We start from the raw sequence: 20,522 nt of genomic DNA, 5'->3' as shown, positions 1-20,522 counted from the left end.
CAAACCGTCGATCAGAGAACTCGGGGGGAACATGGAAAGGACCGAGAATTCGGCGGCGCGCCGGCTGCTCGTCGACATGTTGCAGGAGGCCGCGAAGCTCGAACACTGTCTCCTCAACAGCTACCTGTATGCCGCATGTTCGCTGAAATCGACACCTCAGGAGTTCGAGACCATCGACGACATACCCAATCGGCGGCGTGCCATCCAGTTCGAGCGGGTGCGTGGCTGGAAGCAGACGATCCTGGGCGTCGCGCACGAGGAAATGCGCCACTTGCACTATGTCCAGTGCATGATCCGTGCGCTGGGAGAGCGACCCTGCCTCGATCTGCCGGCGAGGGACGGCAGCGGCGTCTGGGTGATTCCGAATTGGCGCGTTCGCATTGGGCAACATCCGGTCAGCGACAGCGGGATGTCCGTCCCGGTTGGTGGTCTCGACGAAGCCGCGGTGCGCGGCTTTGTCATGTTTGAATCGACGGACTCGCTGCAGGACCAGGACCCTTTCGGCGCGGAGATCACCGCGCTCTTCAAGGAACTCTACGAATTCGAACTTGACCTTCGCTTTGAGAGCATGCTGGTCAACATGGCGGCCGGACCCGCGCGCGACGCCATCAAGGCCAAGCTCAAGACCCTCTATACGCAGCTTACGCCCGTCGAGCGCAAGGCCGAAGCGGAGATGATGGCGCTTCTCCACGTCGAACTGCCTTCGCTCGAGCAGATTCACTTCCAATCGATTGGTGATTTCTATCGGTTGGGAATTCTACCGCTGTACCAGCAGGCCTTCGATGAGGGCTGGGTCGCCAACAATGATCGTGATCTCGTCGACGAACAACTTAATCCGGACTATGCCGCCGAGGGTTTTCTCCCTGTAGGGCCCGTCGGGCGCACGGCGCGCTTCAGCCGTTTTTCAACCCAGAACGTCAGCGATCCCCTGGCTAATTACAAGCGGCTGGAGGACATCATCGATGAGATCGTCGACGAAGGGGAAGGCGCACCGCTGTTCGCGCAGCGGGCAAAAGCACTGCTTTCCAAGGTCGCCGAGATCGGTACCGCGGGCTTCCTGAAGGCGCTCGCTGCAGACAAGCAGCCCGATTCGACTCCCGATTGGCTGAACGAAGCTCAACTGGTTCGCAAATCGCATCTTTATGCCTTTGCGATGATCCTGGAGGAGCTTCGACAGGAAAACGCGCTCGCCAAGGCGGCGGGTGTTTCGTTCCGGCCGTCTCGCGCGCCGATCGAGGTGTCGGCGCCGGGGCTTGCCAAGCTGGCCGAACAACTGCCCGCGCAGTTCAACGCCTGCTATCTCGCGATGCTGGCGTGGCTTGCGCGGATGTACGAGCCGCGGCATTGGTCCGCCGACACGCCACGGCGAATGGCGATCGAAATGGTGGCCACTTGGCCGCTGATGTCGCTCGCCATTCGTCCGTTCCTCGAACTGGCCTCGTTCTTTCCCATCGATCATTCACGGCTGTTTCGGTTCGGCGCCGATGATCTGCCGATGCTTCCGATTTGGGCGCAGGAATTGGCACAGCTCTACAATTCGGCCGATCGGTCTGAAGCGATCAACGTACAAATGGACACGCTGGTGACGCGAACGCTGACGGGCGCTGCGAACTGGGCTTCGGAGCAGCTCTCGGCGGTGAACGCGTCGGGACTACCCGTGCATGAGCGCGAGATGATCGCGACGCGATTGAAGGCGCTTGCCGGACTTGTCGAGTTCGAGCGCCAGTTTCCTTATCGTGTCGCCGGCGGCTATTCGAACCGCGCGCCCAATCTGACGTACCAAAACCTGCACACGGACAGCGGTCGGTTCGAAGAGAATCCGGCCACCGTCAACCCGCTGTTTTCGGACAGCTTGGTCCTGCGGCTGCGATTCCGCGGCTGGGGCCTGGTCCAGCTCGCGACCGATCCGGATCCGCCGACCGACGAAAGCGGCTGTAGTGGCACCATCATGCTCCATCCTGCCGACGGCGACCGGAGGCTCGATCGGGCGCTGGTATGGCAGGATTTTGAGCCTGACCGGAATATCCGGCGCGTCGTGGCTGACGCAGCGCCGCCGCTTGGCGTGAACTGCGTTGAAGTCGCGGTCCTGGTGCCCGCGCGCCAGGTGGGAGCACAGGCTGGCTATTTGCCGCTGCAGGCCCTGTCCTCGACAGGCGCCGTGCAGACCTCCGGAATCCAGCAGATCCTGAAGGTGAACGGCCTCAACATGGTCGTGCGATTCCCGGCTGCCGATGTTCTGGACGGCGGTCGCAGCTTGCGCATGTATCTGGAGTCAAAGAACGCGGTTCGTCCGATTCTTTATGGCGACAATCATCTGGTCTGGCAGGATGGTGAACCGATCGATCCGTTCATCATCAGCCTGTATGCCGACAGCGGTTCGGCCGGTGGCGCGCCGACGCGCGTACTATCGCGCGAGGTGTTTAACGAGAACAGGACCATGAGCCAGATGGAGCCGTACCAGCGGCTCGTGTCATCGCGCGGGCCCGTCGGCTTCGACAGCATACGGAACCTGCCAAACTGGGCCATGACTTCCGAAACCCGGGCCGCCCTCGCGCCAGGCTTTCCAGGATCGTTTCTGGTCAAGCGCAGTGGCGTGCTCGCCGGCCAATTGGAAGGCGCTCTCGGCTCCCCGCGGCTCGCGGACGGAACGGTGGATCAGGGTGAGGTCGATCAGATCGTCTCGCTGGCCGAACGGCTTCTGCTGGTTGCTCAACCGCGAGGTACCACGGTCGCATGGTTGCGGTTTTTGCTGCACTACGGCCACACCGTCAGCGGTACGATGAGCCAATCGACAGAAAATCCGGTGCTGGACGCGGTGACGGCGGCGCTGGGCATGAAGGTCGAGGTTGCGGCCGCCGGAATGGACCGTACCGCGGCCAATTCACGCTGGTTGATCGACTACACCAAGGGAATGATGGACGTCGATGCGGTCTCCGACTTCGTCTATGGCGACCTCTATGTGCCGCTGTCGGCCGCTGGCGGCGCGGCCACATTTAAGCGCGTCTGGAGCTTTCCCGTCGCCATGAAGGATGCGGTGCTGGCCTTTGCCTGTGACTTCGAACAGCCTTTCTGGGCACCCTACAAGGTCGATGGCCCAAGCCGCACCGTCGATGTGCCCGGGCTCGATCCTGATCATCCGCAAGATGTTTCGGCGCTGAAGGAAACGCTGATCGAGAAATCGCCGGACGGATATCGCTATGACCAGACCGGATTTCGGCAACTCGCGTCGTTTGCGGCGGCGTTCGAGAGCAGCAGCAGCGGCAGCAATGCGCTCTTGACGTGGAGCTGCGCCTTCAGTTCTTCCGATCCGCAGGCACTTGTCCGTTGCTATGCATTGTTGGCTGAGACAGCGGGCCGGATCGAAGCCACTCTCAGAAGCCAATTCGCGATCAGCACGGTCGGCGAGTCTTGACGACCGAACTCTGGTCTGAAGGATCACGAAAGCTCCGGACCGACCGTTTAAAGGGATGGAGAGGCGGCGAACCTTTGACCTTGGCCGGCGGTTCGATCGAGGTTCGGCCTTGATGCGTTCCGCTAGATCCGATTTCCGCGCGTTCCTCGTCGTCAGGTGCTGTCAGCCGAGCGGCCGAGCCGAACGGGCTTTGTTAGCCACACGCACATCCGGTCGGACACCCGGCTGACCTATTCGTCGGGCACAATTGAATTGACCGTCGCCAATGAGCGCCGGCGAACTGGAGTCCCTCGCGCGTCCGGCGATTGAGGGCGCCGGTGGCGGGACGCTGCGCGGCGCACCGGCGGCTTCCCCATTCGCAACTCGTCGAATAGACAGCCTGAAATCAGATGTGCGTCAACGATGCTCGGACGACGTACGAACCAGGCCCAATGCAGTACGGGCAGGGTTGGCACAAGCGCGACACGTTACCAATTGCGTGGGTCTGACGGCGGCAGAGAAAGCATCGCGCGGATCGCCTTCTTGTAGCTCGCGAGCGCTTTCTTGCCTGCCGCACTGGTAATATCGCCGGCTGACATCTCGGCATGGTTGATGCGAAATGCCTCGGAGTAGAGACGTGGCGATTTTGCGATCGAAGTGATCTCGATGCCGGGATAGAAGGCGCCACCTGTGCACGATTCCAGGGCTGCCTGCGTCAACTCGAGGGGAGTCGGTTCGCCTCCATGCAGCTCGGGCTTTCCATGGGGTTCTCTCCGACCTTCTACGAAATCCCCGCTGGCCCATGCTTTTAGGATTGCATATTGGCGCGGGGTGACCGTAAGCCATGTCTTGGGATGACCGTCGATGGTGTCGCCTTCATCTCCGGATAGAGGCGGCATGTAACGGTGGTCAGCTTGTTCAAGCGCGATCCGTTCCTCCTTCGCACTTGGCTTATCTTCCAGGTACCAGGCGAATGGCCTTCTAACGATTTGCCCGATCGTCCGTCGAACGGAGGCTCCCTCCTCGTCGTCGGGATTAGCAAGCTTTGCCAGCCGGTCGCCGGTCATTGCTCCTGGCTTCGAATAGCCGTGGCCTCTCAAACCGATGTCGCTAACCCACGAGTAGCCATCGAGGCGCCTGATTATCGGATAGACGTCCCGCCAAAACTCTACGTGCTCCATATCGCGGGGAGGCAGCTCGTGCGGTCTCGGGATCTTGTAGTGATCGCTGGTCTCATCGATGATGTCGTATGCAGTGACGAGGTTAACCGTTTCGGGCGCGAAGTCCGGCGGCGCTACGATGACCCACGCACCCTGCTTTACCTGTATCTCGCCTCCATTGTGCAACCTTACCGTCGCGGTGACAAGACCATCGCTGACGTCGTCATGCCATCCGTCGTTGTTCGCGTAATGCCGTATCCAGGTGTCGGCGCCATTAAGCCCCGTCGCGCGTGACTTGCCGAGGCCGCCCAGTGCGATCAATCTTCCTGAAGCGTCGCTGCCAATTTGGCCAAGGAAGACTTCGTCGCCGTCGAAACTGCCGGAAAGTTTACAGAACGATCCGAAATCGAGGTCTCTGTCTACGCCTCTTATCGACGCTCTTGCGGTGATCTCAAGTCGTCGGCGGTCGTCCGGCGACCATCCAAGTTGGCCTTGCTGATGGTTCGACATTCCGACCGAGGGATTACGCGGCGCCGGAAGGCCTAGCTTCTTCGGTGCGCCTAAGACTTCTTCGGCAGGCTTTCCGACCGTGGCGTTGAACCAATCAAGAGCAGTCGTTCCCGAGGCGAATGGAAACCAGGCAGCCTTCTTGTTTGCGAGCGCCACCGTCCATTCTATGTCCGCCTCGCGAGATGTGATTTCTTGAACTACTCGATCATCCTCGTCGAAAGCGAAAATGCGAAAGCGGGCCGCTTGCCGTTTCAGTCCACCTTCCGCATCTCTGAAATGTTCCGGTCGCGAGTCTTTCGGGTTGGGCGATTCCGGAGCGAGAAACCAGTCAGTCTCACTATCGCCAACACGGGCTATTCCGATGGGTGGAAAAATCTTGGCATACGCAATTGCCATTGAAAGCCCCAATACATGTTAAGCAACGTGCTATTCGACTCGAAAATCCGTCAATTGCCTTTCAGAGCTTTCACCGTCTGGCCGCGGACAACAATCGGAGTTCAGCGGGCTCACCGCCTTGTTCGTCGCTGTGATATTGCAACGTGACCACATTTGCCGGTCTGCCGCCCGCCCGCTGGTACAAGTCGATGTCGAACAGCAAGGTCAAATATTCCCCCGGCTTAATGACGCCAATACTAAAGATTGGCCTTCCCTCCACAATCAGAGTGCTCACCACCGTGTGCGGTTGTTTGTCCTTGTTCTCCCAGCGAACTGTCTCTCCGACGACGATCGTGATCGGCTCTGCATTGTCCTTGCCATGCTCAATGAACGTGAGCTTGCCGTCTCGTCTAGTCAATTCAATGGTTTTTTCCACTTTGGAATCATTGTGCTGGGCGTCGAGTCCAGATGCGAGCGTCACTGCCATGACAAGAGCGGCACAAATCGCACGGCACATCTACGGCTCCTGAATTGCGGACGCCACCCGATCATAACCAAAATTGTCGACTGGGAAAACCACGTCAGCTGATCGGGCGGCAGTGAGTGTGCATCACCTATTTTTGAACCTGGTTGAGTTCTTCGCGGAAATGTTGCAGAGCGGCCGGCGAGAGATTCTTGATATTGACGGCCGCCTCAAGCGCCTGCGCGCGCAACGATGATACCGTCCGGATGCTTTCCGGTGTTCGAGGATAGACCTTCGCTGCTCCTTCCTTGTCGCCATCCGAGAGCACCAGATTCTCAGCGCTGGTGTAGCAAGGGCTGTTCGTACCGGTGACGAACATCCAATCTTTGAAAAAGTACTTCATGATGGAGGTCTTATTGAAAAGACCGACCTCATAAGCATGCGAATCGGCTAACGACTTCAAGTTGAAATCCACGACCGTCGCGGGCCAGTTGTTGGGTGGCCCTCCGAGGAGCGTGTACAGCCCGGGCCTTCTGTTCCGCCCATCGGGTATGTATTGCCCGAATGAATCGGTGGTTGGCACATAACCTGCGTCGTCATCAAACCGGAAGTCACAAGGAGCCAGCGGACTTTGATGCTCGTGCTCAAATCCGATGGCGTGGCCGAACTCATGCAAAGCTACGGCTTTCCAATCATCCGGCCGTTCTTGATCAAATCCTTGCAGATTAAGCGATTCCTCCCCGGGCTTAGTAACCGTCCGGTTGATGCTGTCATTACCTACGAGTGAATAGTAACCGCGTTGATCGAAGCTTACGCGAATGTCGGCAGCGAAATTCGAATCCGATGTGTTCCAGCTTCGGTACTTCCCCGTGGCCGGATCGAGACCGAAGTCAAACTTCAGATTAGCGTACTGAGTCCATTCCGTGACGACCGTCGCAATGTCCTGATGAAGCGAAGTGTCGCCTCCCCGGAACGCAATCTTTAAGGTTTGTGCAGGTTGCCATCGCTTGGTCAGGTTGAGAATGAAATGCGGGGAGAGGCCGCTTGCCGTTGCTCCGAGCGTGCTCAACGTCCGCCGACGAAGTTCTATGCGAGCTTCGAGGCGATCGGGATAGCGCTCCAAGGTCGGTAATTTGGCTCCAGACCCCGTGCGCGTTCCCGCAGCGGTATCACTTGCAACTGGAGATGGTTGCGTGTTCTGGGATCGGGCCGGTGGCGCACTCAGGATAATCGCACCAAGCAATAACAGTACCTCACCAATTCTTGATGCCAGTCTGTTCATTCGCCTACTCCTCCTAGTTAAGGCTCGCCACGCTGATGCACAGCGCAACTGAGTTGTTCTTCCATCACGGCCTTTTTGCTAAGCGTTGGTAGCGCCTAAACACATTCGCGAGCGGGAACAGATCAGACGACCGGTTTGGCGATCGCGCCTGTAACGCCATGATCGCTGCGCCCTGCGGTTGCTTACGGCCGGAAAACCCCCGCCAAAATTGCTCTGCAGGATTTGCAGCATCGGTCGCTCGCCGCTGCGATGGTACCAATACGCAATCGGAATGCCGAAGCTGTTCGGCTGTCGCATTCCCACCCCTCCCTGAGCGCTGGCGACCAGAAGCGGAGCCTGCCGCCTGACATTTTTTATCGGACTGTCAGAAGAACAATGGATTTCGCGCAAGCTTTGCCTCCATCAATAACTCCCTCGCTAGGGCGGACAGGCCGTTGCAATCAAAGCGCTTGGCTTTCGCCACCATCAAACAAATCTGAATCGCGGTCCCGCGTACTGACCGGAAGACAGTTTGATATTGAGTACTTGCGTGATGGCAGGTTCAAGGACGGTGCTCATATGATCAATAGCGTCGCTAATCTTCCCTGGGGCACCATTGAATGAATCGTGCAACAGTCTCAGCAAGTCGGAATAAGCAGTGTCACATGCGTCTGCCAGGGTTGCCGCTTCCCCGGCAAATATGACGGTTTGAGGATCCTCGACCATTTGCGTGACATCGGTCGCGTCATCAATCGTGATCGGCTGTTTGGGATCAAAGCTGAACCCGAGCGGGGAGCCGGCATCCACCACGATTTTCATGCCCTTGGCGAGCTCCTGAAACCGGTAATAGTGCGCCACGACCTTGTTCATCCCGGCGGGAGATGTCGGCGTTCCCTCGCCTTGTTCAACAATTGTATTGATGGCTGTGATCGCCGTGCTGACGCTCGTGACCGCGGTGGCGCCGAGCACGCCGATCACTTGCTTATCAGGCGATCCGGTAAAGATCGCCTCGCCCTGACGAGCGATCTCCGAACGGATTGATGCATAAAACTGGCCAATGGTCGTAATCTCTGACGTCGCTGCGAGCGCTGATTTTACCGGGATATGCAAAGGGACTTCCGGCTCTTCAATCGTCATGAACGTTTGTTCGACAAGATACCGCGAGTACCGTTTCAGGTGCACCTCGACACTTGACTCAATCCCCATCGGCAAGTGTCCCGGGTAGGTCGGAACGAACGAAGCAGATGCGATAGCCGGTGCGCCACCTATTGCGTTGAGAATGTTGCACGCGAGAGCCATATGCAGCATTTCCTGGTTCACAATTCCGCGAATGAGTCTCTTGGCGTAACTAACCGAGGAAGATGCGCCAGTTAACGTGTAGTATGCGAGCAGATAGGGGGGGATCGTCGCGTGCTCTAGCTTGATCGCGTTCTGTAGCGCAGAACGCAGTTGGTCAATGTCATTGATCGGGGTTGCGCGGATCTCGATCATGCTAAGCCTCCCCGGTTAGCAAAATGAGACGGCTCTCTGAGACATCATCGATTGTCAGGCGCAGCACATGCGACCACCGCGGCAGGGCGAGCCCAGCATCATCGACGCCGTGCCATAGCACGGTGCGCCGACCTGCCGCGGGGTGTTTCTCGTCTAGGAGCACGCGTGTGAACGGACCATCCGGGTCAAAAGCGCGAACGGTAAGGCGTGACGCGCCTGGGGGCACTGAAAACGCTATTTCTGCGCTGCCGGAGGCCTCAAGAAATTCACTTGATTCAAGCAGTCGATTCGTCTGCTCGGTTAATGACGATGATATCGTTGCACTAGCCATTGGCCTCTCCCCTGAGGAGTACCTGTAGATTGTCTCTCCGGCCGCGTAGCCAACGTTGATCGGTTCACCAATGAAGCGAAACCGGTTTATGGTTCGGCCAATATCATTAGCGTCCCACCAGGTTGCGCCCCCATCGGTCGTGGCGCTGCTCGTACGTTTCTGCTTCGGGCGATCACCCCACCCACCGACCCACCCTTGATCCGTGTCAATGAATCCAATTCCTTCCAAGTTTGCATTCATCTGAGGATCATTGATTGGCCTGCGAGTCCAGGAGGCTCCCCCATCGATCGTCGTCAAGATGGCACCAGCTTCGTAGTTTTGGAGCGAGATGAAGCCTACCTGCTCGTTGAGAAATTGGATCTTCCATCCCCACTCTCCGAGCGGAAACTGGCCTCGGATACTTGCGACTTGATCGGTCCAGGTAATGCCGCCATCCTCGGTATGGAGGACGACGGGCCTTAGCTTCGGTTTCGATGGGGTCGCCTCGCGCGGATTGTCGGTGATGCCACCGACAACCCAGCCTCTTCGCTCAGTCGGAAAATAGACATCGATCAGGTTATCTGCCCAAGGACGCATGTCCCAGGCGGACCACGACGTTCCGCCGTCGATGGTTTTCATCATTCGCACGGGCATTTCAGGATAGTTAGCGCCAGCGGCGTAAACGACCATCTCATTGACAGCCCAGATTCCGCAAACAGCAATCGGAGCGTCGATCGGCAGATCTCTCACGAGAGTCCAGTTCGCGCCCCCATCAATTGTGCTGTACAGTGTCTTTCCTTCGGTAATCGATCCGACCCATCCTTTGGACAACGATGGAAATGCGATGCAACGCAAGTACACTGAACCGTCGTGCAACTGCTCGCGCCAGGTCCGTCCACCATCTCGCGTGTGGAGGATTTGACCATTACTGTTCACCGCCCACCCGATTGTTGGGTCACGAAACCAAACGTCGTCGTAGCGTGAGCTTGCGGTTGGAGCTCCGGTCTTCGTCCACGTGAATTCTGTCGCCGGCCGAATTTCGTTCTCGGGACAGCCGTCATTGATCCATTCTTCGATAAACGAAATATCCGGATTCGACACAGGGGGAAATCCGTCGGGCATTCGGGGCCATCTCGCTCCCGCGGGGGGATTAGGCAGGTCGGCTCCGAAGGGCGCCTCACCTTTGAGAGCTTTGATGAGATTGGACTGCGCACCTCTGCCCGGCTCGACTACGGCTAAAGAGTAAATTTTCATTGCAACGAATTGGTTTCGCGTCAGACCTCGCCAAAACGCTCCGTGAGCGCCAATGTTTGCTTGCGCGCCACCGATTGAATTATTAAGAACAGCAATCACCTTTTGATAAGAGCTCATGGAAGAATCCAAAAATGCGATCGTTTCAAGATCAATGAAACTCGCGTCGCTTGAGGCCATTGCGTAAGAGCCGTGGCGGCAGGCGCCGCCGCCGACCCGATACCTACAAAGTCTAGTTCACGACCATGAACTTCTTCAGCGGCCCGAACCCCTTGTCCGCACTATCCCAGCCGTCGGGATAATTGACGTTCTTGCACTTCAACGCGGCCCGTGTCGTGATCTTGGAGTAGTCGATCGAATAGGTGCGCGTGTTGGAAGCGCCCTGCAGCGGCTTCATGACGTTCTGATGCACCTGTCGTGCGACCAGATTTCCCATGTTTATCCCGTCGTCGGCGTCGAACACCCAATGGACGCCCATGAACAGCCTGCTGTCGGCGTTCTCCCGTTCCGCGCAATCGAGCGTAAAGGTCCTCTGAATGCAGAACCTGTCCTTCGGCGTGAACTTGTCTTCGTCCGAGCAACGGATGTAGTTGTAGACGTCCTTGTTCTTCTTGTTGAACTCGTCCGACATGAAGCTGAATTCGGTATCTGGCTTGATGAACTGCCGGAGAACCCCGAACAACGCGCCGCCGAACACCGCGTGTCCCGAGGGATACGACGGGAACGGCGGGGTGATGTTGAAGGGCTGGTCTGAGTTCGTGTTCTGTGCACCAAGGGGAAACCATTTTAACGCCGTCGGATTTCCGTTGTCCTGGGCGGCGCGGATGTAAGTCACCGGGCGCGGGAACTGAAAGTAAAATTTGGCGTCCCAGGCTGAGACCGCGGCGTCGGCCATCGCGATGTTGATCAACGCGTAGAAGCGCGCCACGTCGACCGTCGACTTGACGTCGATGGCACCATCATAGCCCGAGCCCGGCTGCCGCAAGCGGTCGAGCACGGCGCCGGCGATCTGATTGTATAGCCGCGCCGGAGCGCAGACGTTGATAGTCCCGTCGTACGCCCAGAACTGAGCGACGAAAATACTGTCGCCCTTCATGGCCGGAGAGGGGGCGACGCCGCTCTCGCTCAGCCGCCTTTCGCGACCCAGCTCCGCAATCGCGGCGTAGCCGGCCAGGCTCTTGTAGTCCAGCTTTCCGTTCACCTGCGTCAGCTTCTGAGAGGCCGCGGCGTCCGCATCGGAAGGCCTGAACTGGAAGCCGGAGGTAAGAGCAAAGGGCTTGACGCCGCCCCAATATCCGCCGAGCGCGGTCGTCAACTTCGACACCGGGTCGATCTGCCACTGGGCGTAGGGATAATCCGCCGCCGAAGTGTCGGTGCGCCTAGGCGTGAAATTAACCGCCCAGAGAGACTCCTGCTTTTCCGAGCTGTCGTGATCTCGTTGCGCGATGATCCGGCCGGCGATGGCCCTTCCGATAGCGATTCCGGTAACCTTCTTGTCGCCGTCGGAAATCTTCGAAAGCGCGCACGCGTAGTAGGCCGATATGCTGAAAGTGGGATTCAGGCAGATCGTGCTCGAGCTGGAATTGACGGACACGTCGATCAACCCGGGATAAAGCCATGCGATCGTCTGGTAGGCAGCTTCCGTGATGGCAGCTTCGGACGAGGCTCCGTCCGTCGCGATCGAATCCAGACCGGTCAGCGTGGATGCATACTTGTGCTCGAAGATGTTCGCCCCCTCGAAAAGCGCTTGATGTATCAGAGCAAGGGCGCGGGCGGTACGTGCGGGACCCAACTGTTCGTGGAAAGTCGACGGTGACGAAGAAACCAATGCGCGATGGTCGATCGCGGTGATGTCGAGCGACACGAGATGCCAAAGCGTGAAGAAACGGAGCGGGTCGTTCGTTTCCAACGCGGTGGTCAACAACGTCGAGTCGATTGTGAGGGGGGAGGTCACGCCCTGCAACTGCGCGGTGCCCGACAAAGCGCCGGCGCCGAAGACCCTGCGGAATTCGTCGATCGACTGGGTCGAAAGACCTTGCCGCGGCTGGGTCGTGCCGGACTGGACGGGCGCGCCCTGCGGGCCGCTTGCCCCGAATACCCGCAGGAATTCCTGCTGACTTTGCGGCTGAAGATTGCCCTGAGCCGTCGCATGAATGGGAATCGAAAGGAAAAGCGCGGAAGCCAAAGCGGCAGGAAGCCTGCGCATCATGAAACCTCCTATGAGAAATAAATTACACAATGACCGCCGTCGAATTTGTCAAAAATAGACCATGAATTGATTCATCTGACAACCGTAGAGCGAGCAGTTTTTTTTAATCGCGTCAATGATCGTGACGTTATTCGCCCTCGCCAAGGAAGGGCAAATCTTGGCCGGATAGGTCCATGAGGCGGAATTGGCAGCAGGAAGCGGAGATCGATCAACCGCTTGAAGCTGGTTGGTCATGGAGAGCGCGAGCGGGAAATGGTGTCCATCGCCCGCAGCCTGAACGATCAGGCCGACGCGGCCGGTCTGCGTCGTTCAATCGCCGCCTACGAGTTTCTCGAGCATCTGAAGTCGGAACAGCCGACCGAATACGAAGCGCTGCGGTTCGCACCGCTGGCCGTCGTCGCGGCAGTCGGGAAATGGCACGCCGCCGATCCGGTCAAAGCGCTGTCGGTCGCGCGCGACTACGGATAGGGTATCGGTACGGCGAAGAGTATTCGGGAGTACATGAACGAAGCCCGCCAGGGTTTCGTCGGAAAAACGGGAGGTGCCTTCGAGCGCGCCTTCACGATCGCGGCCAAGTGGTCCATCGCCGCGGAATTGGAGAACCTCGTAGGCGCACCGATGGGCGGAGCCGAACAGTCGGTGAAGGATCCCCCGACCGGCACCGTCGTCGATTTCGTTTTCACGCTCAACGACTCCGGGGAACGCATTGCCGTCCTCGTCGTCGGCCCCTACACGAATCGAAAGCTTTACGCCCACCGCTGTGCCGACTGGGTGACTAATGCTTTTGGCTTGTGTTGGTTCTATGATCGCGTGGTGTTGGCCCTGCCGGATCGGGACTCGATGAAGGAGTATGGGCGGCGCGCAACCATCGTGCCGGTGGTCCCGGACACGGCGCCGGCCAAACCGCGACTCGATGTACTCCACATTTCCGTCTCCTATCTCACGGACGAGGAGGATGAAGCACTCGGAAAGATGTCTGACATCACGCGATAACGCGAGCTACTCCAACGGGACGGCGCCGAAGGTAAGTTCGAGAGGATATTGGTGAACGAGGTCACGAGTCGTGAAGCAGGTGACTGACGAAGACGGGCAGGACCTTCAGAAGCAACAGTAGCGTAACCACTCCGATCCCTCGCTCGAATACTTCCTTGATCGCCACGACGACGCCGTTGTCGGTGAACTGAGCGAAGACCGTGAACAACGCGATGGCGTATCCGACCGCGTAGAGGTCGAACAGATCGTAGTGCAGAAGATCCATCGTATCGGTCAGCTTTCGGTATGCCCCCGGATGATCGTCGACACTCCGCTTCTTGCGACCGCCGGCGGCACTTCCACGAAGGGCCGAGCGCAGGGCCGGGGCCGCCGCCAAGAGAGGCGACAGCCAGAGACAATAGTGAGGTAGCTTCTCGACGCCGAAACCGGGATGGTTGATCGCGACATGAGCCGCCAGAAAGGCCGGATAGATGCACACGAACACCACAGGCGAGAAAATCGGATGCAAGGACGGCTTTCTTCCCGCCAGGCGCCACTCGGCATAGCCGGATTTCCGGGCAATGCAGATGGCGATGTAGAACGCAAGACTAGCGCTGAAGACCTTGTCCGGAATGGTCATCACGAGGTGCATCGGCAATGTGAGAAGATCCGACATCCGCGACCGTGCGGTGTCGATCAAGCCATACTCCGCGAGACCGACTTTCTCGAAGTAATCGTAGAATATCCGCAGCATGAGGACGGCAGGATGCTCCTTGGCCGCGGTGTCCGCAGGGGGCAAGGTTACCGAACCGGAAAAGTCGTCGAGGATCACCATCACCAGAAGCATGCAGACGACGCCGACCACGAGCCCGTTCACGAGGATCCTGATAGTCAGTTGTCGATAGAGATTGGGCTTGTGTTCCGGCGGAATGAAGGGGCCGAGCCCCCAGCGATGGGCAAGTGCACCCCAGATGATGGCTCCCCACACGCTGACTGGCGCGTAGTTCAGATACTGGCCTCCGAAAAAGACGTCTCCCGTCAGGTTCGTGAGACAGCCGATGATCGCTCCATACCAAGGGCCGCCCAAAATGCTGGCCGTCGCGGTGGCCCACATGTCGAGAAAGAGGAATTGGTTCAGTACCGGAAGTGTTCGCGCGACTATCAGATTTCCGACGACAAAGGGAATGGCAAGCAGGAAAAATTTCCTGGCATCGGGTGGCATCAGGAGTTTCATATTCATCAGCAAGCGACCGCGATTTGATGCCGCCAAAACCAACGTAGCAGATCCACCGCCTTTTCCGGTGTGCAGAACGACGACCGAAGTGTGACGACCTGCGCCGCGGTCGTTTTTCCGGCAAACGCCTTGATCATCGAATGAAGTGCTAGTCCGCCGACGAAAGCAATCAATTCGTCGAGATTGGGGTGGGATAGGCACCGCACTTCATGGCCGCATTGGCGCTCCAGAGCGAAGTACCAAGGCCGATGGCGAAGGTAATGCCGAGCGCCTGCGAGCCCTTGGACGCGACTCGGGTGAGTTGCTCGCGCGCGATATCGATCGCGCCCCGCAATGCTGGAGGCTTCCATCTCTTTACGAGCTTCCGATACACACACGTTCACCGCATCGCGGAGCGAGGTAACGTAGTAATCCGCGCCGATCACAGCTTGAATCTGCCGGTCTTTCAGAACGTCATCTTCAGTCGGCCACAATCCGACGAGAATGGGCACGCCCTGAGCTCTTCGCTTCAATCGTTGCAGAAGGTAGCGCAGGTGCGAAGGGCTGCCACGGATGTCGAGGTAGGAAATGCAGATCATGACGGTACCTGCCACGTCCAGCGCGCTGATCGCTTCGCGCGAGGCGGCGTTGTACCTCGTGACCCGCGCTCCTAGACCATGCTTGCCAAGAAGTAGTGCCAACATCGCAGACGCTGCCTCATCGAGCGGCCCTTTGCTGGCAACGCATAGAACGGGTGCCGCTCCCTGCCACCGGGGCGACGGTGCGCATCTCTGGGGACCATGTTCGGGCGGCGAATCGTTTGGGATGTCCCGTTGATCTCTGGGCGTGCCGGCCGGCTGAGTGTCCAGTGAGGACGGGTCACGATCGTCGTGCTCGGCCAGTTCGCCGATGAGTTCGTTTATTGTATTCCGCACACGTTCCAAATGTCTTTGGCCAATGACGCCTCGTTCGGCGTAGTTGGCGGCCAACTGCAGGCCTTTGAGAGCAACTTCATCGTAGTAGGAAGACAATGATCTTTCCTTCAGCAACAGCTCGGCATGATCCTGGGCCTCGTCCGCATCTCCTGCCAGTATGCGCTGATAAAAGCTCTCGACGGGCGTGAGCGGCGGGCGATCTCCAAGAAGGATGTCCAGGAACTCGAGCCGATCAACATACCGGCCGAGCACGACCAGGCACAGCGTAAGCGGCATCGAGAGCACCAATCCGATCGACCCCCAGAGCCAACTCCAGAAGATCGCGGATACAACGACCGCCAGTGGCGAAAGGCCGGTGCTATGGCCGTAAAGGATTGGTTCGATGCCTTGGCTTACACCGAGTTCGACCACCACGTAGAAAACCGCAGTCCAGATCGCCATGGACCAGCCCGGATCGACGGCCGTCGCGAGTGTAATGGGCAGGCCGGCCGAGATGAATGAGCCGATGTAAGGCACAAAGCGCAGCAGCCCCGAAAGGATGCCCCACAGGACAGGATTGGGCACGCCAATGAAATACAATTCCGTTCCGATGATCACTCCGAACGCGGAATTTAATCCGAGTTGAGCCAGGAAGTATCGGCTCAGCCGCTGTGCGGCGTCGTCCAGGGCCACAGTTGTTCGATGGAGGTCCGTGGCACCGAACAGCCGGATCATTCGATCGCGCAGATCCTCTTTCTGCAGCAGCACGAAGATTGAGATCACGAGGACAATTCCGAGTGTTGCGAACGGCGACAAGATCGGGGACAGATACTTCTGAAGCAACTCGAGCGGGCTCGATGTCGCTGGCTTTGAGCCGGGCTGCTCACCTTTGACCGCGGTCCCGGCTCCAGCCGAGCCTTCCGGTGTCGTCTGCACCGGCTTAGCATTGTACCCCACGCGGTCGAGTAGGCCAGAAGCCTTATCGGTCACGTAGATGCGGGCGGCGTCGATCTTTTTTTTGATCGTGCCTGCGTATTCGGGCGCGCGGGGTGCCAATTGTGCGACCTGCGATCCGATCACCGTCCCAATCGCACCAATGAGGGCCATCGCAGCAAAAACAGCGACTAGTACAGAAGGTATTCGTCCCAGTCGCCACCGTCGGAGTAGATCGACCAGCGGGGCCAGCACGAATGAAAGAAGTATTGCGGCCGTGATCGGCACGAGCACTTCGCGCGCCAAATACAGCGCCGCTATTACGACGGCCCCTATTTGAAACGACAGAAGTGAAGTGACGGCAGGCGCATCCGCGGCCGTAACGCTTTCCTGCAATGGACTTTCGGACTCTGCCACGGAAAGCACCTTAGCCACCGACTCAAACCAGCTTGAGGCTATGGCGAACGGTTCGGCGCAACGAATGTTCCCGGAGCGGCGGACGCGCGTCCCCGCCGCCTCTGTGGAAGCCACCATGGCTCAGCCAGCACTCGAAGCGAACCTCTCCGACGCTCTGTGGAAATGGGCTTTTCGACCAGAGGCTACCACTTGCCCACGTGTTCCGTGGGCCTGTGCAGAACCCTACTAAGCGGCGGGCGCCGGGTCTTCCTTGACGCCGCGGGGGACGATTCTGAGCGCCCCGTTCGATCTGCACGGGTGTGAGCTGGTCACGGAGCTTCTGGTTTCGTGCTACCTAATAGTCGTTCCACTCCCGGTCGGGGCTCCGCAGGAAGAGATTGGATTGTGCAGGTTATCGTCTAAAGTGTAACCCGTCCTCGGAGGTACCGATGCAAGAAGGCACAGTCCAAGTCGCCTTGACCATGCTGGTTCTCGGCCTGGCAGGCTTCGTCTACGTCGTGGGGTACGATGTCTCGCTGAACCACTACATCAAGCGAGTGAAGCGCAAGGACGGGCAATTCTGGAACCACCATTACTTAGTCGATCACCTCAATCGCGAAATCATTGCTGAACTGAAGGCCGACACCGAGTCGAGCGCTGAGGTTTACGACGCTCCGGTGCATCCGCCCAAATCGCTATGGAGGCGCGCACGTAGCCAAGGCGAGGAAGGGTATGCCCAATAGAAGGGTTGCCAACCATCAAGGCCAACTCGACCGCATCGCAGACGACATGTCCAGGAACGACGACGAGGCCTGGATCTTCGGGCGCATGTCGATCTTCAAGTACATTCTGTATTTTCTGGAAATCGTCTCCTTGGGTTTGGGTATCTTCCACCTGACGCATGGCCTCGCACTGCAAGCCGCCGCGTCGTTCGGTATCGAATTGATGCTGATCATCATCCACTTCTTTGCATCGGCTCACGAGAAGCAGCTGCACAACAATCATGAAGAGCGTGTGCGAGAGCTGCGCGACGAACTCTGGAGCAAAGAGGAGGACATGTACGGCACCATCGAGGCGTTCGATTTACGCGTTCGTCGTTGGTACTGGCGAGTACGGCGCGGTCACTGAACACATCCCGGACGTAAGCACGGGCGCTCGCAGAAGCGAGCGTGTGGCATCTGCCGCATATGCCACCGAATTTCGATCGAGGCAGCGCTCAGCGAGCGTACGTTGCGAGCGTCGTCGCGAAGGACGCGAGCGACCGCGTCCTGAAGGCAAGCGCTTCAGAAAGCAGTGAAATCCAGGGCGTAGACTGTACATCGGCGCCGAACACTGACCCCACACAAGCGAAGTCAATCAAGCACTTGAGACGCTAATCGGCGTCTGGACCCCATGGCCGATTAACATTTTGCGTGAGGCCGTGAGGTCCCTCGCATCCTGTACGCGAAGGTCGCGCCCACGGCCCGCAGAATTTTGGTCATCAGCGAAAAACGGCTTTGCAAAAAGATCGGTCCTCAGCTGTCCTCCAAGTTCAAAGCCGATATGTCGGCTTCAGGGACTGAGAGCGGACCGATTGTTACTTATACGCGGCCAAAGACAGCAAAGGAGCTCGCGTCGCGCGACCGAACGATATTCGGCATCTATCTGTCGCGATTTGTCATCAGCCTGAAGGTGGCCGCACGTGAGGACAGACGCGCTCGTTTGGTGAGATCTGGAAGAAAGCCGTACTCCGTATGGGCGGCGTGTTGGCCAGAATACATATCGAACTCAACCGAAGTCCGCCACTAAGGCTAACCTCTTGATGGCCGTTTCTGTCGCGGCGCGTCTTGCCGTAAAAGCCGTTCGCTTCCGTGCTTTGCGTGTGCAGCTCGCGCCCCTGGGGGACCTACGGTCCGCTTTGACAGCTCCGCTTGATCGCCGCGATCGAGAGCGGCCATCGAGGTCGCCATTGGGGCGGGCTCGGAATCGATAAGGAGCTTTCCATGACCAATCAAGCCGCTTCATCCCGGCCGACGCACCGCATCTATGCCGTCACCAAGAACGGCGATACAAAGATCTGGCGATCGATCGGCGCCTTGTGGCCGCACAGCGACGGGAAGGGTTTTAACCACAAGCTCGACTGCCTTCCCCTCAACGGCGCCGAAATCGTGATCCGCCAAATTGACGATGAGACGGAGGAGGGCGCCCGTTAGCGCTCAACTTGAGGTAGGCGTATCGTTGATGGTCGATCCTCCCCAACGGGCGGCGTCGGCAAGAGGCATCCTCTGCCATTCTTCGCCATTTGGCGACAAGAACCGCTTGGTCGCGTTGGAGAACAACGACCAAGAAACAGATGTGGCACGGCTTTTAAGGCAGGTTAGTTGATAAGCATGCCGGCGTGCTCGCTTGCCGCGTCTATCACGTGGTGACCGTCTAGATTGCCCGGCAACACCGCGTCAACTCTGAATCAAGTTCATAGGCTGGCCGCCGCCTTTAGGACGTTGACGGCGGCGGACAAACGCGCGATTCTGGGGTGCTGATCGCTGCAGTAGTCCACAGTGTAGTCGTCAGTGTAGTCCATAACCCGCCGGCTCGCGTTGTTTTATCGAGGAAATTGGCGGATGGGCGGAAATTGGTCCAGGAGTCCCTCCCTCTCCGCCAACATCATCCGCCACAATAAAACGGCTTTCCAGAAAGCTCGGCAGATCAGTCTGATCTTGCCGGCTCTCGCTCCGCCAGCACCGTCCGCGCCGTCGCCACGAACGCCTGCGCGGCCGGCGACAGCGTCCGACCCTGGCGCTGCAGCAGCGACACCGGGCGGGTGATGGCAGGGCGTATCAGCGGCTTTGCGATCAGAGTTGGAAATTGATCGGCCGGCAGCATCGTCGCAGGAAGGATAGCAAGGCCGAGGCCCTGCGCCGTCATGGCGAGCGCGGTGTTGATCAGCGTCACTTCATAGGTCGGGTTGAGGTGCTTGCCCTGGCTCCCCAGCGCCTGATCGATCTGCATGCGTATCCGCGTCTCGCGCCGCATCGCGATCGTCGGCATCTGATCCAATTCGTCCCATGTCAGTGAGCGCCGTGCCGCGAAGTCGGGGGTGCGCCGGCCGATGGCGCTCAGGCGGCCGCGGGTCAGCGTCTCGATCGTCAGCTCCGCGAATTCTCCCTCGACGCTGCCGATCGCGAACTCCGCATCCGTCGCGATCAGACGTGGAACGAGATCGTCGGCGGCGACGTCGCGCATGTCGATTTCGATGTCGGGATAGCCTGCCCGGAATTTTGCCAGCACCGAGGGCAGCAGTGCCGATGCGGTACCGGCTGAGGCGAGAAACGCGACTCGGCCGGCGCGCGCCTGCGCGAGGTCACGCATGCGCCGCGACAGGCCCAGCGCATCGCCCAGCATCCGTTCGGCGGCATGAACTGCCTCGTCAGCGGCCCGCGTCGGCTGCACCGAACGAGTGGAGCGATCGAACAGTTTGACGCCGAGCTGCGCTTCGAGCTGTTGGATCAACAGGCTCGCCGCCGATTGCGTGATCCCCAGCTCGCGCGCAGCCCGCGTGATGCTGCGCGTACGGTACACGCCGGTGAAGGCCTGCAATTGCCGTAAGGTGACGTTCATAGGCAAAGCTCATGAATTGATGAGTTCTTTCCGGCTTATCACATAAGCGAGCATGCAATAAAATGCATGCCGTGGT

At 58.7% G+C, this 20,522-nt stretch carries 15 protein-coding genes and 2 pseudogenes; 6 read left to right on the top strand and 11 right to left on the bottom strand.

Annotated features, from left to right (window positions below):
- Positions 1 to 31 precede the first annotated feature (31 nt).
- Positions 32 to 3,412 carry a ferritin-like protein gene (locus tag IVB42_RS19030; RefSeq protein WP_247470910.1) on the top strand — a complete coding sequence of 1,127 codons (3,381 nt, stop codon included), beginning with the start codon at positions 32 to 34 and terminating at the stop codon, positions 3,410 to 3,412.
- Between the two features lie 467 nt (positions 3,413 to 3,879).
- Here the strand turns inward: IVB42_RS19030 and IVB42_RS19025 are convergent, their stop codons facing one another.
- From IVB42_RS19025 to IVB42_RS18995, 7 genes are all read right to left on the bottom strand, one after another.
- Complete coding sequence (locus tag IVB42_RS19025) at positions 3,880 to 5,457, bottom strand: LodA/GoxA family CTQ-dependent oxidase (RefSeq protein WP_247470908.1); 1,578 nt, start codon at positions 5,455 to 5,457, stop codon at positions 3,880 to 3,882.
- 70 nt (positions 5,458 to 5,527) lie between these two features.
- Positions 5,528 to 5,953, bottom strand: a complete 426-nt coding sequence (locus IVB42_RS19020; protein WP_247470906.1) for a hypothetical protein — start codon at positions 5,951 to 5,953, stop codon at positions 5,528 to 5,530.
- A 97-nt stretch (positions 5,954 to 6,050) separates the two neighbouring features.
- Complete coding sequence (locus IVB42_RS19015; RefSeq protein WP_247470902.1) at positions 6,051 to 7,181, bottom strand: hypothetical protein; 1,131 nt, start codon at positions 7,179 to 7,181, stop codon at positions 6,051 to 6,053.
- A gap of 465 nt (positions 7,182 to 7,646) precedes the next feature.
- Positions 7,647 to 8,651, bottom strand: a complete 1,005-nt coding sequence (locus tag IVB42_RS19010) for a ferritin-like protein (RefSeq protein WP_247470899.1) — start codon at positions 8,649 to 8,651, stop codon at positions 7,647 to 7,649.
- Between the two features lies 1 nt (position 8,652).
- Positions 8,653 to 10,332, bottom strand: a complete 1,680-nt coding sequence (locus IVB42_RS19005; protein WP_247470896.1) for a YCF48-related protein — start codon at positions 10,330 to 10,332, stop codon at positions 8,653 to 8,655.
- A 112-nt stretch (positions 10,333 to 10,444) separates the two neighbouring features.
- Positions 10,445 to 12,421, bottom strand: coding sequence for a vanadium-dependent haloperoxidase (locus IVB42_RS19000; RefSeq protein WP_247470893.1), 1,977 nt, complete (start codon positions 12,419 to 12,421; stop codon positions 10,445 to 10,447).
- A gap of 48 nt (positions 12,422 to 12,469) precedes the next feature.
- Positions 12,470 to 12,655 carry a hypothetical protein gene (locus tag IVB42_RS18995; protein ID WP_247470890.1) on the bottom strand — a complete coding sequence of 62 codons (186 nt, stop codon included), beginning with the start codon at positions 12,653 to 12,655 and terminating at the stop codon, positions 12,470 to 12,472.
- 18 nt (positions 12,656 to 12,673) lie between these two features.
- On the opposite strand from IVB42_RS18995, the gene IVB42_RS18990 reads away from it, so the two are divergent.
- Both IVB42_RS18990 and IVB42_RS18985 read left to right on the top strand, forming a co-directional pair.
- Positions 12,674 to 12,889: a hypothetical protein gene (locus IVB42_RS18990; protein ID WP_247470887.1), complete on the top strand. Its 216-nt coding sequence runs from the start codon at positions 12,674 to 12,676 to the stop codon at positions 12,887 to 12,889.
- A gap of 33 nt (positions 12,890 to 12,922) precedes the next feature.
- Complete coding sequence (locus IVB42_RS18985) at positions 12,923 to 13,414, top strand: hypothetical protein (protein ID WP_247470884.1); 492 nt, start codon at positions 12,923 to 12,925, stop codon at positions 13,412 to 13,414.
- A gap of 61 nt (positions 13,415 to 13,475) precedes the next feature.
- On the opposite strand, the gene IVB42_RS18980 is transcribed toward IVB42_RS18985, so the two are convergent.
- The 3 genes and pseudogenes from IVB42_RS18980 to IVB42_RS18970 form a co-directional block, all read right to left on the bottom strand.
- A complete protein-coding gene (locus IVB42_RS18980; protein WP_247470881.1) occupies positions 13,476 to 14,633 on the bottom strand; it encodes a hypothetical protein in 1,158 nt (385 codons plus the stop codon).
- 199 nt (positions 14,634 to 14,832) lie between these two features.
- A pseudogene (locus IVB42_RS18975) lies at positions 14,833 to 14,955 on the bottom strand (ribonuclease BN); the annotation flags it as partial.
- Positions 14,956 to 15,808: 853 nt separating this feature from the next.
- Positions 15,809 to 16,987 (bottom strand): annotated as a pseudogene (locus tag IVB42_RS18970) (AI-2E family transporter); the annotation flags it as partial.
- A gap of 311 nt (positions 16,988 to 17,298) precedes the next feature.
- Between IVB42_RS18970 and IVB42_RS18965 the strand changes: the two are divergent.
- The 3 genes from IVB42_RS18965 (at position 17,299) to IVB42_RS18955 (ending at position 19,041) form a co-directional block, all read left to right on the top strand.
- Positions 17,299 to 17,592 carry a hypothetical protein gene (locus IVB42_RS18965; protein WP_247470878.1) on the top strand — a complete coding sequence of 98 codons (294 nt, stop codon included), beginning with the start codon at positions 17,299 to 17,301 and terminating at the stop codon, positions 17,590 to 17,592.
- Positions 17,593 to 17,638: 46 nt separating this feature from the next.
- Positions 17,639 to 17,977: a hypothetical protein gene (locus tag IVB42_RS18960; RefSeq protein ID WP_247470875.1), complete on the top strand. Its 339-nt coding sequence runs from the start codon at positions 17,639 to 17,641 to the stop codon at positions 17,975 to 17,977.
- A gap of 854 nt (positions 17,978 to 18,831) precedes the next feature.
- Positions 18,832 to 19,041, top strand: a complete 210-nt coding sequence (locus IVB42_RS18955; RefSeq protein ID WP_247470871.1) for a hypothetical protein — start codon at positions 18,832 to 18,834, stop codon at positions 19,039 to 19,041.
- A gap of 493 nt (positions 19,042 to 19,534) precedes the next feature.
- Here IVB42_RS18955 and IVB42_RS18950 read toward each other — a convergent pair whose 3' ends face one another.
- Positions 19,535 to 20,446, bottom strand: coding sequence for a LysR family transcriptional regulator (locus IVB42_RS18950; RefSeq protein ID WP_018459865.1), 912 nt, complete (start codon positions 20,444 to 20,446; stop codon positions 19,535 to 19,537).
- Between the last annotated feature and the right edge of the window lie 76 nt (positions 20,447 to 20,522).

The organism is Bradyrhizobium sp. 45, assembly GCF_023073155.1.
Classification (GTDB): Bacteria; Pseudomonadota; Alphaproteobacteria; order Rhizobiales; family Xanthobacteraceae; genus Bradyrhizobium; species Bradyrhizobium canariense_D.
The sequence above is the reverse complement of the archived record's forward strand: the minus strand, read 5'-3'. Positions and strand labels throughout refer to the sequence as shown.

Coding starts and splice junctions, on each gene's coding strand:
- IVB42_RS18965 (WP_247470878.1), top strand. CDS start 17,299: ATGCAAGAAGGCACAGTCCAAGTCGCCTTGACCATGCTGGTTCTCGGC.
- IVB42_RS18950 (WP_018459865.1), bottom strand. CDS start 20,446: ATGAACGTCACCTTACGGCAATTGCAGGCCTTCACCGGCGTGTACCGT.
- IVB42_RS19000 (WP_247470893.1), bottom strand. CDS start 12,421: ATGATGCGCAGGCTTCCTGCCGCTTTGGCTTCCGCGCTTTTCCTTTCG.
- IVB42_RS19010 (WP_247470899.1), bottom strand. CDS start 8,651: ATGATCGAGATCCGCGCAACCCCGATCAATGACATTGACCAACTGCGT.
- IVB42_RS19020 (WP_247470906.1), bottom strand. CDS start 5,953: ATGTGCCGTGCGATTTGTGCCGCTCTTGTCATGGCAGTGACGCTCGCA.
- IVB42_RS19005 (WP_247470896.1), bottom strand. CDS start 10,332: ATGAGCTCTTATCAAAAGGTGATTGCTGTTCTTAATAATTCAATCGGT.
- IVB42_RS18960 (WP_247470875.1), top strand. CDS start 17,639: ATGTCCAGGAACGACGACGAGGCCTGGATCTTCGGGCGCATGTCGATC.
- IVB42_RS18980 (WP_247470881.1), bottom strand. CDS start 14,633: ATGAATATGAAACTCCTGATGCCACCCGATGCCAGGAAATTTTTCCTG.
- IVB42_RS19030 (WP_247470910.1), top strand. CDS start 32: ATGGAAAGGACCGAGAATTCGGCGGCGCGCCGGCTGCTCGTCGACATG.
- IVB42_RS19025 (WP_247470908.1), bottom strand. CDS start 5,457: ATGGCAATTGCGTATGCCAAGATTTTTCCACCCATCGGAATAGCCCGT.
- IVB42_RS18995 (WP_247470890.1), bottom strand. CDS start 12,655: ATGACCAACCAGCTTCAAGCGGTTGATCGATCTCCGCTTCCTGCTGCC.
- IVB42_RS18955 (WP_247470871.1), top strand. CDS start 18,832: ATGACCAATCAAGCCGCTTCATCCCGGCCGACGCACCGCATCTATGCC.
- IVB42_RS18990 (WP_247470887.1), top strand. CDS start 12,674: ATGGTGTCCATCGCCCGCAGCCTGAACGATCAGGCCGACGCGGCCGGT.
- IVB42_RS18985 (WP_247470884.1), top strand. CDS start 12,923: ATGAACGAAGCCCGCCAGGGTTTCGTCGGAAAAACGGGAGGTGCCTTC.
- IVB42_RS19015 (WP_247470902.1), bottom strand. CDS start 7,181: ATGAACAGACTGGCATCAAGAATTGGTGAGGTACTGTTATTGCTTGGT.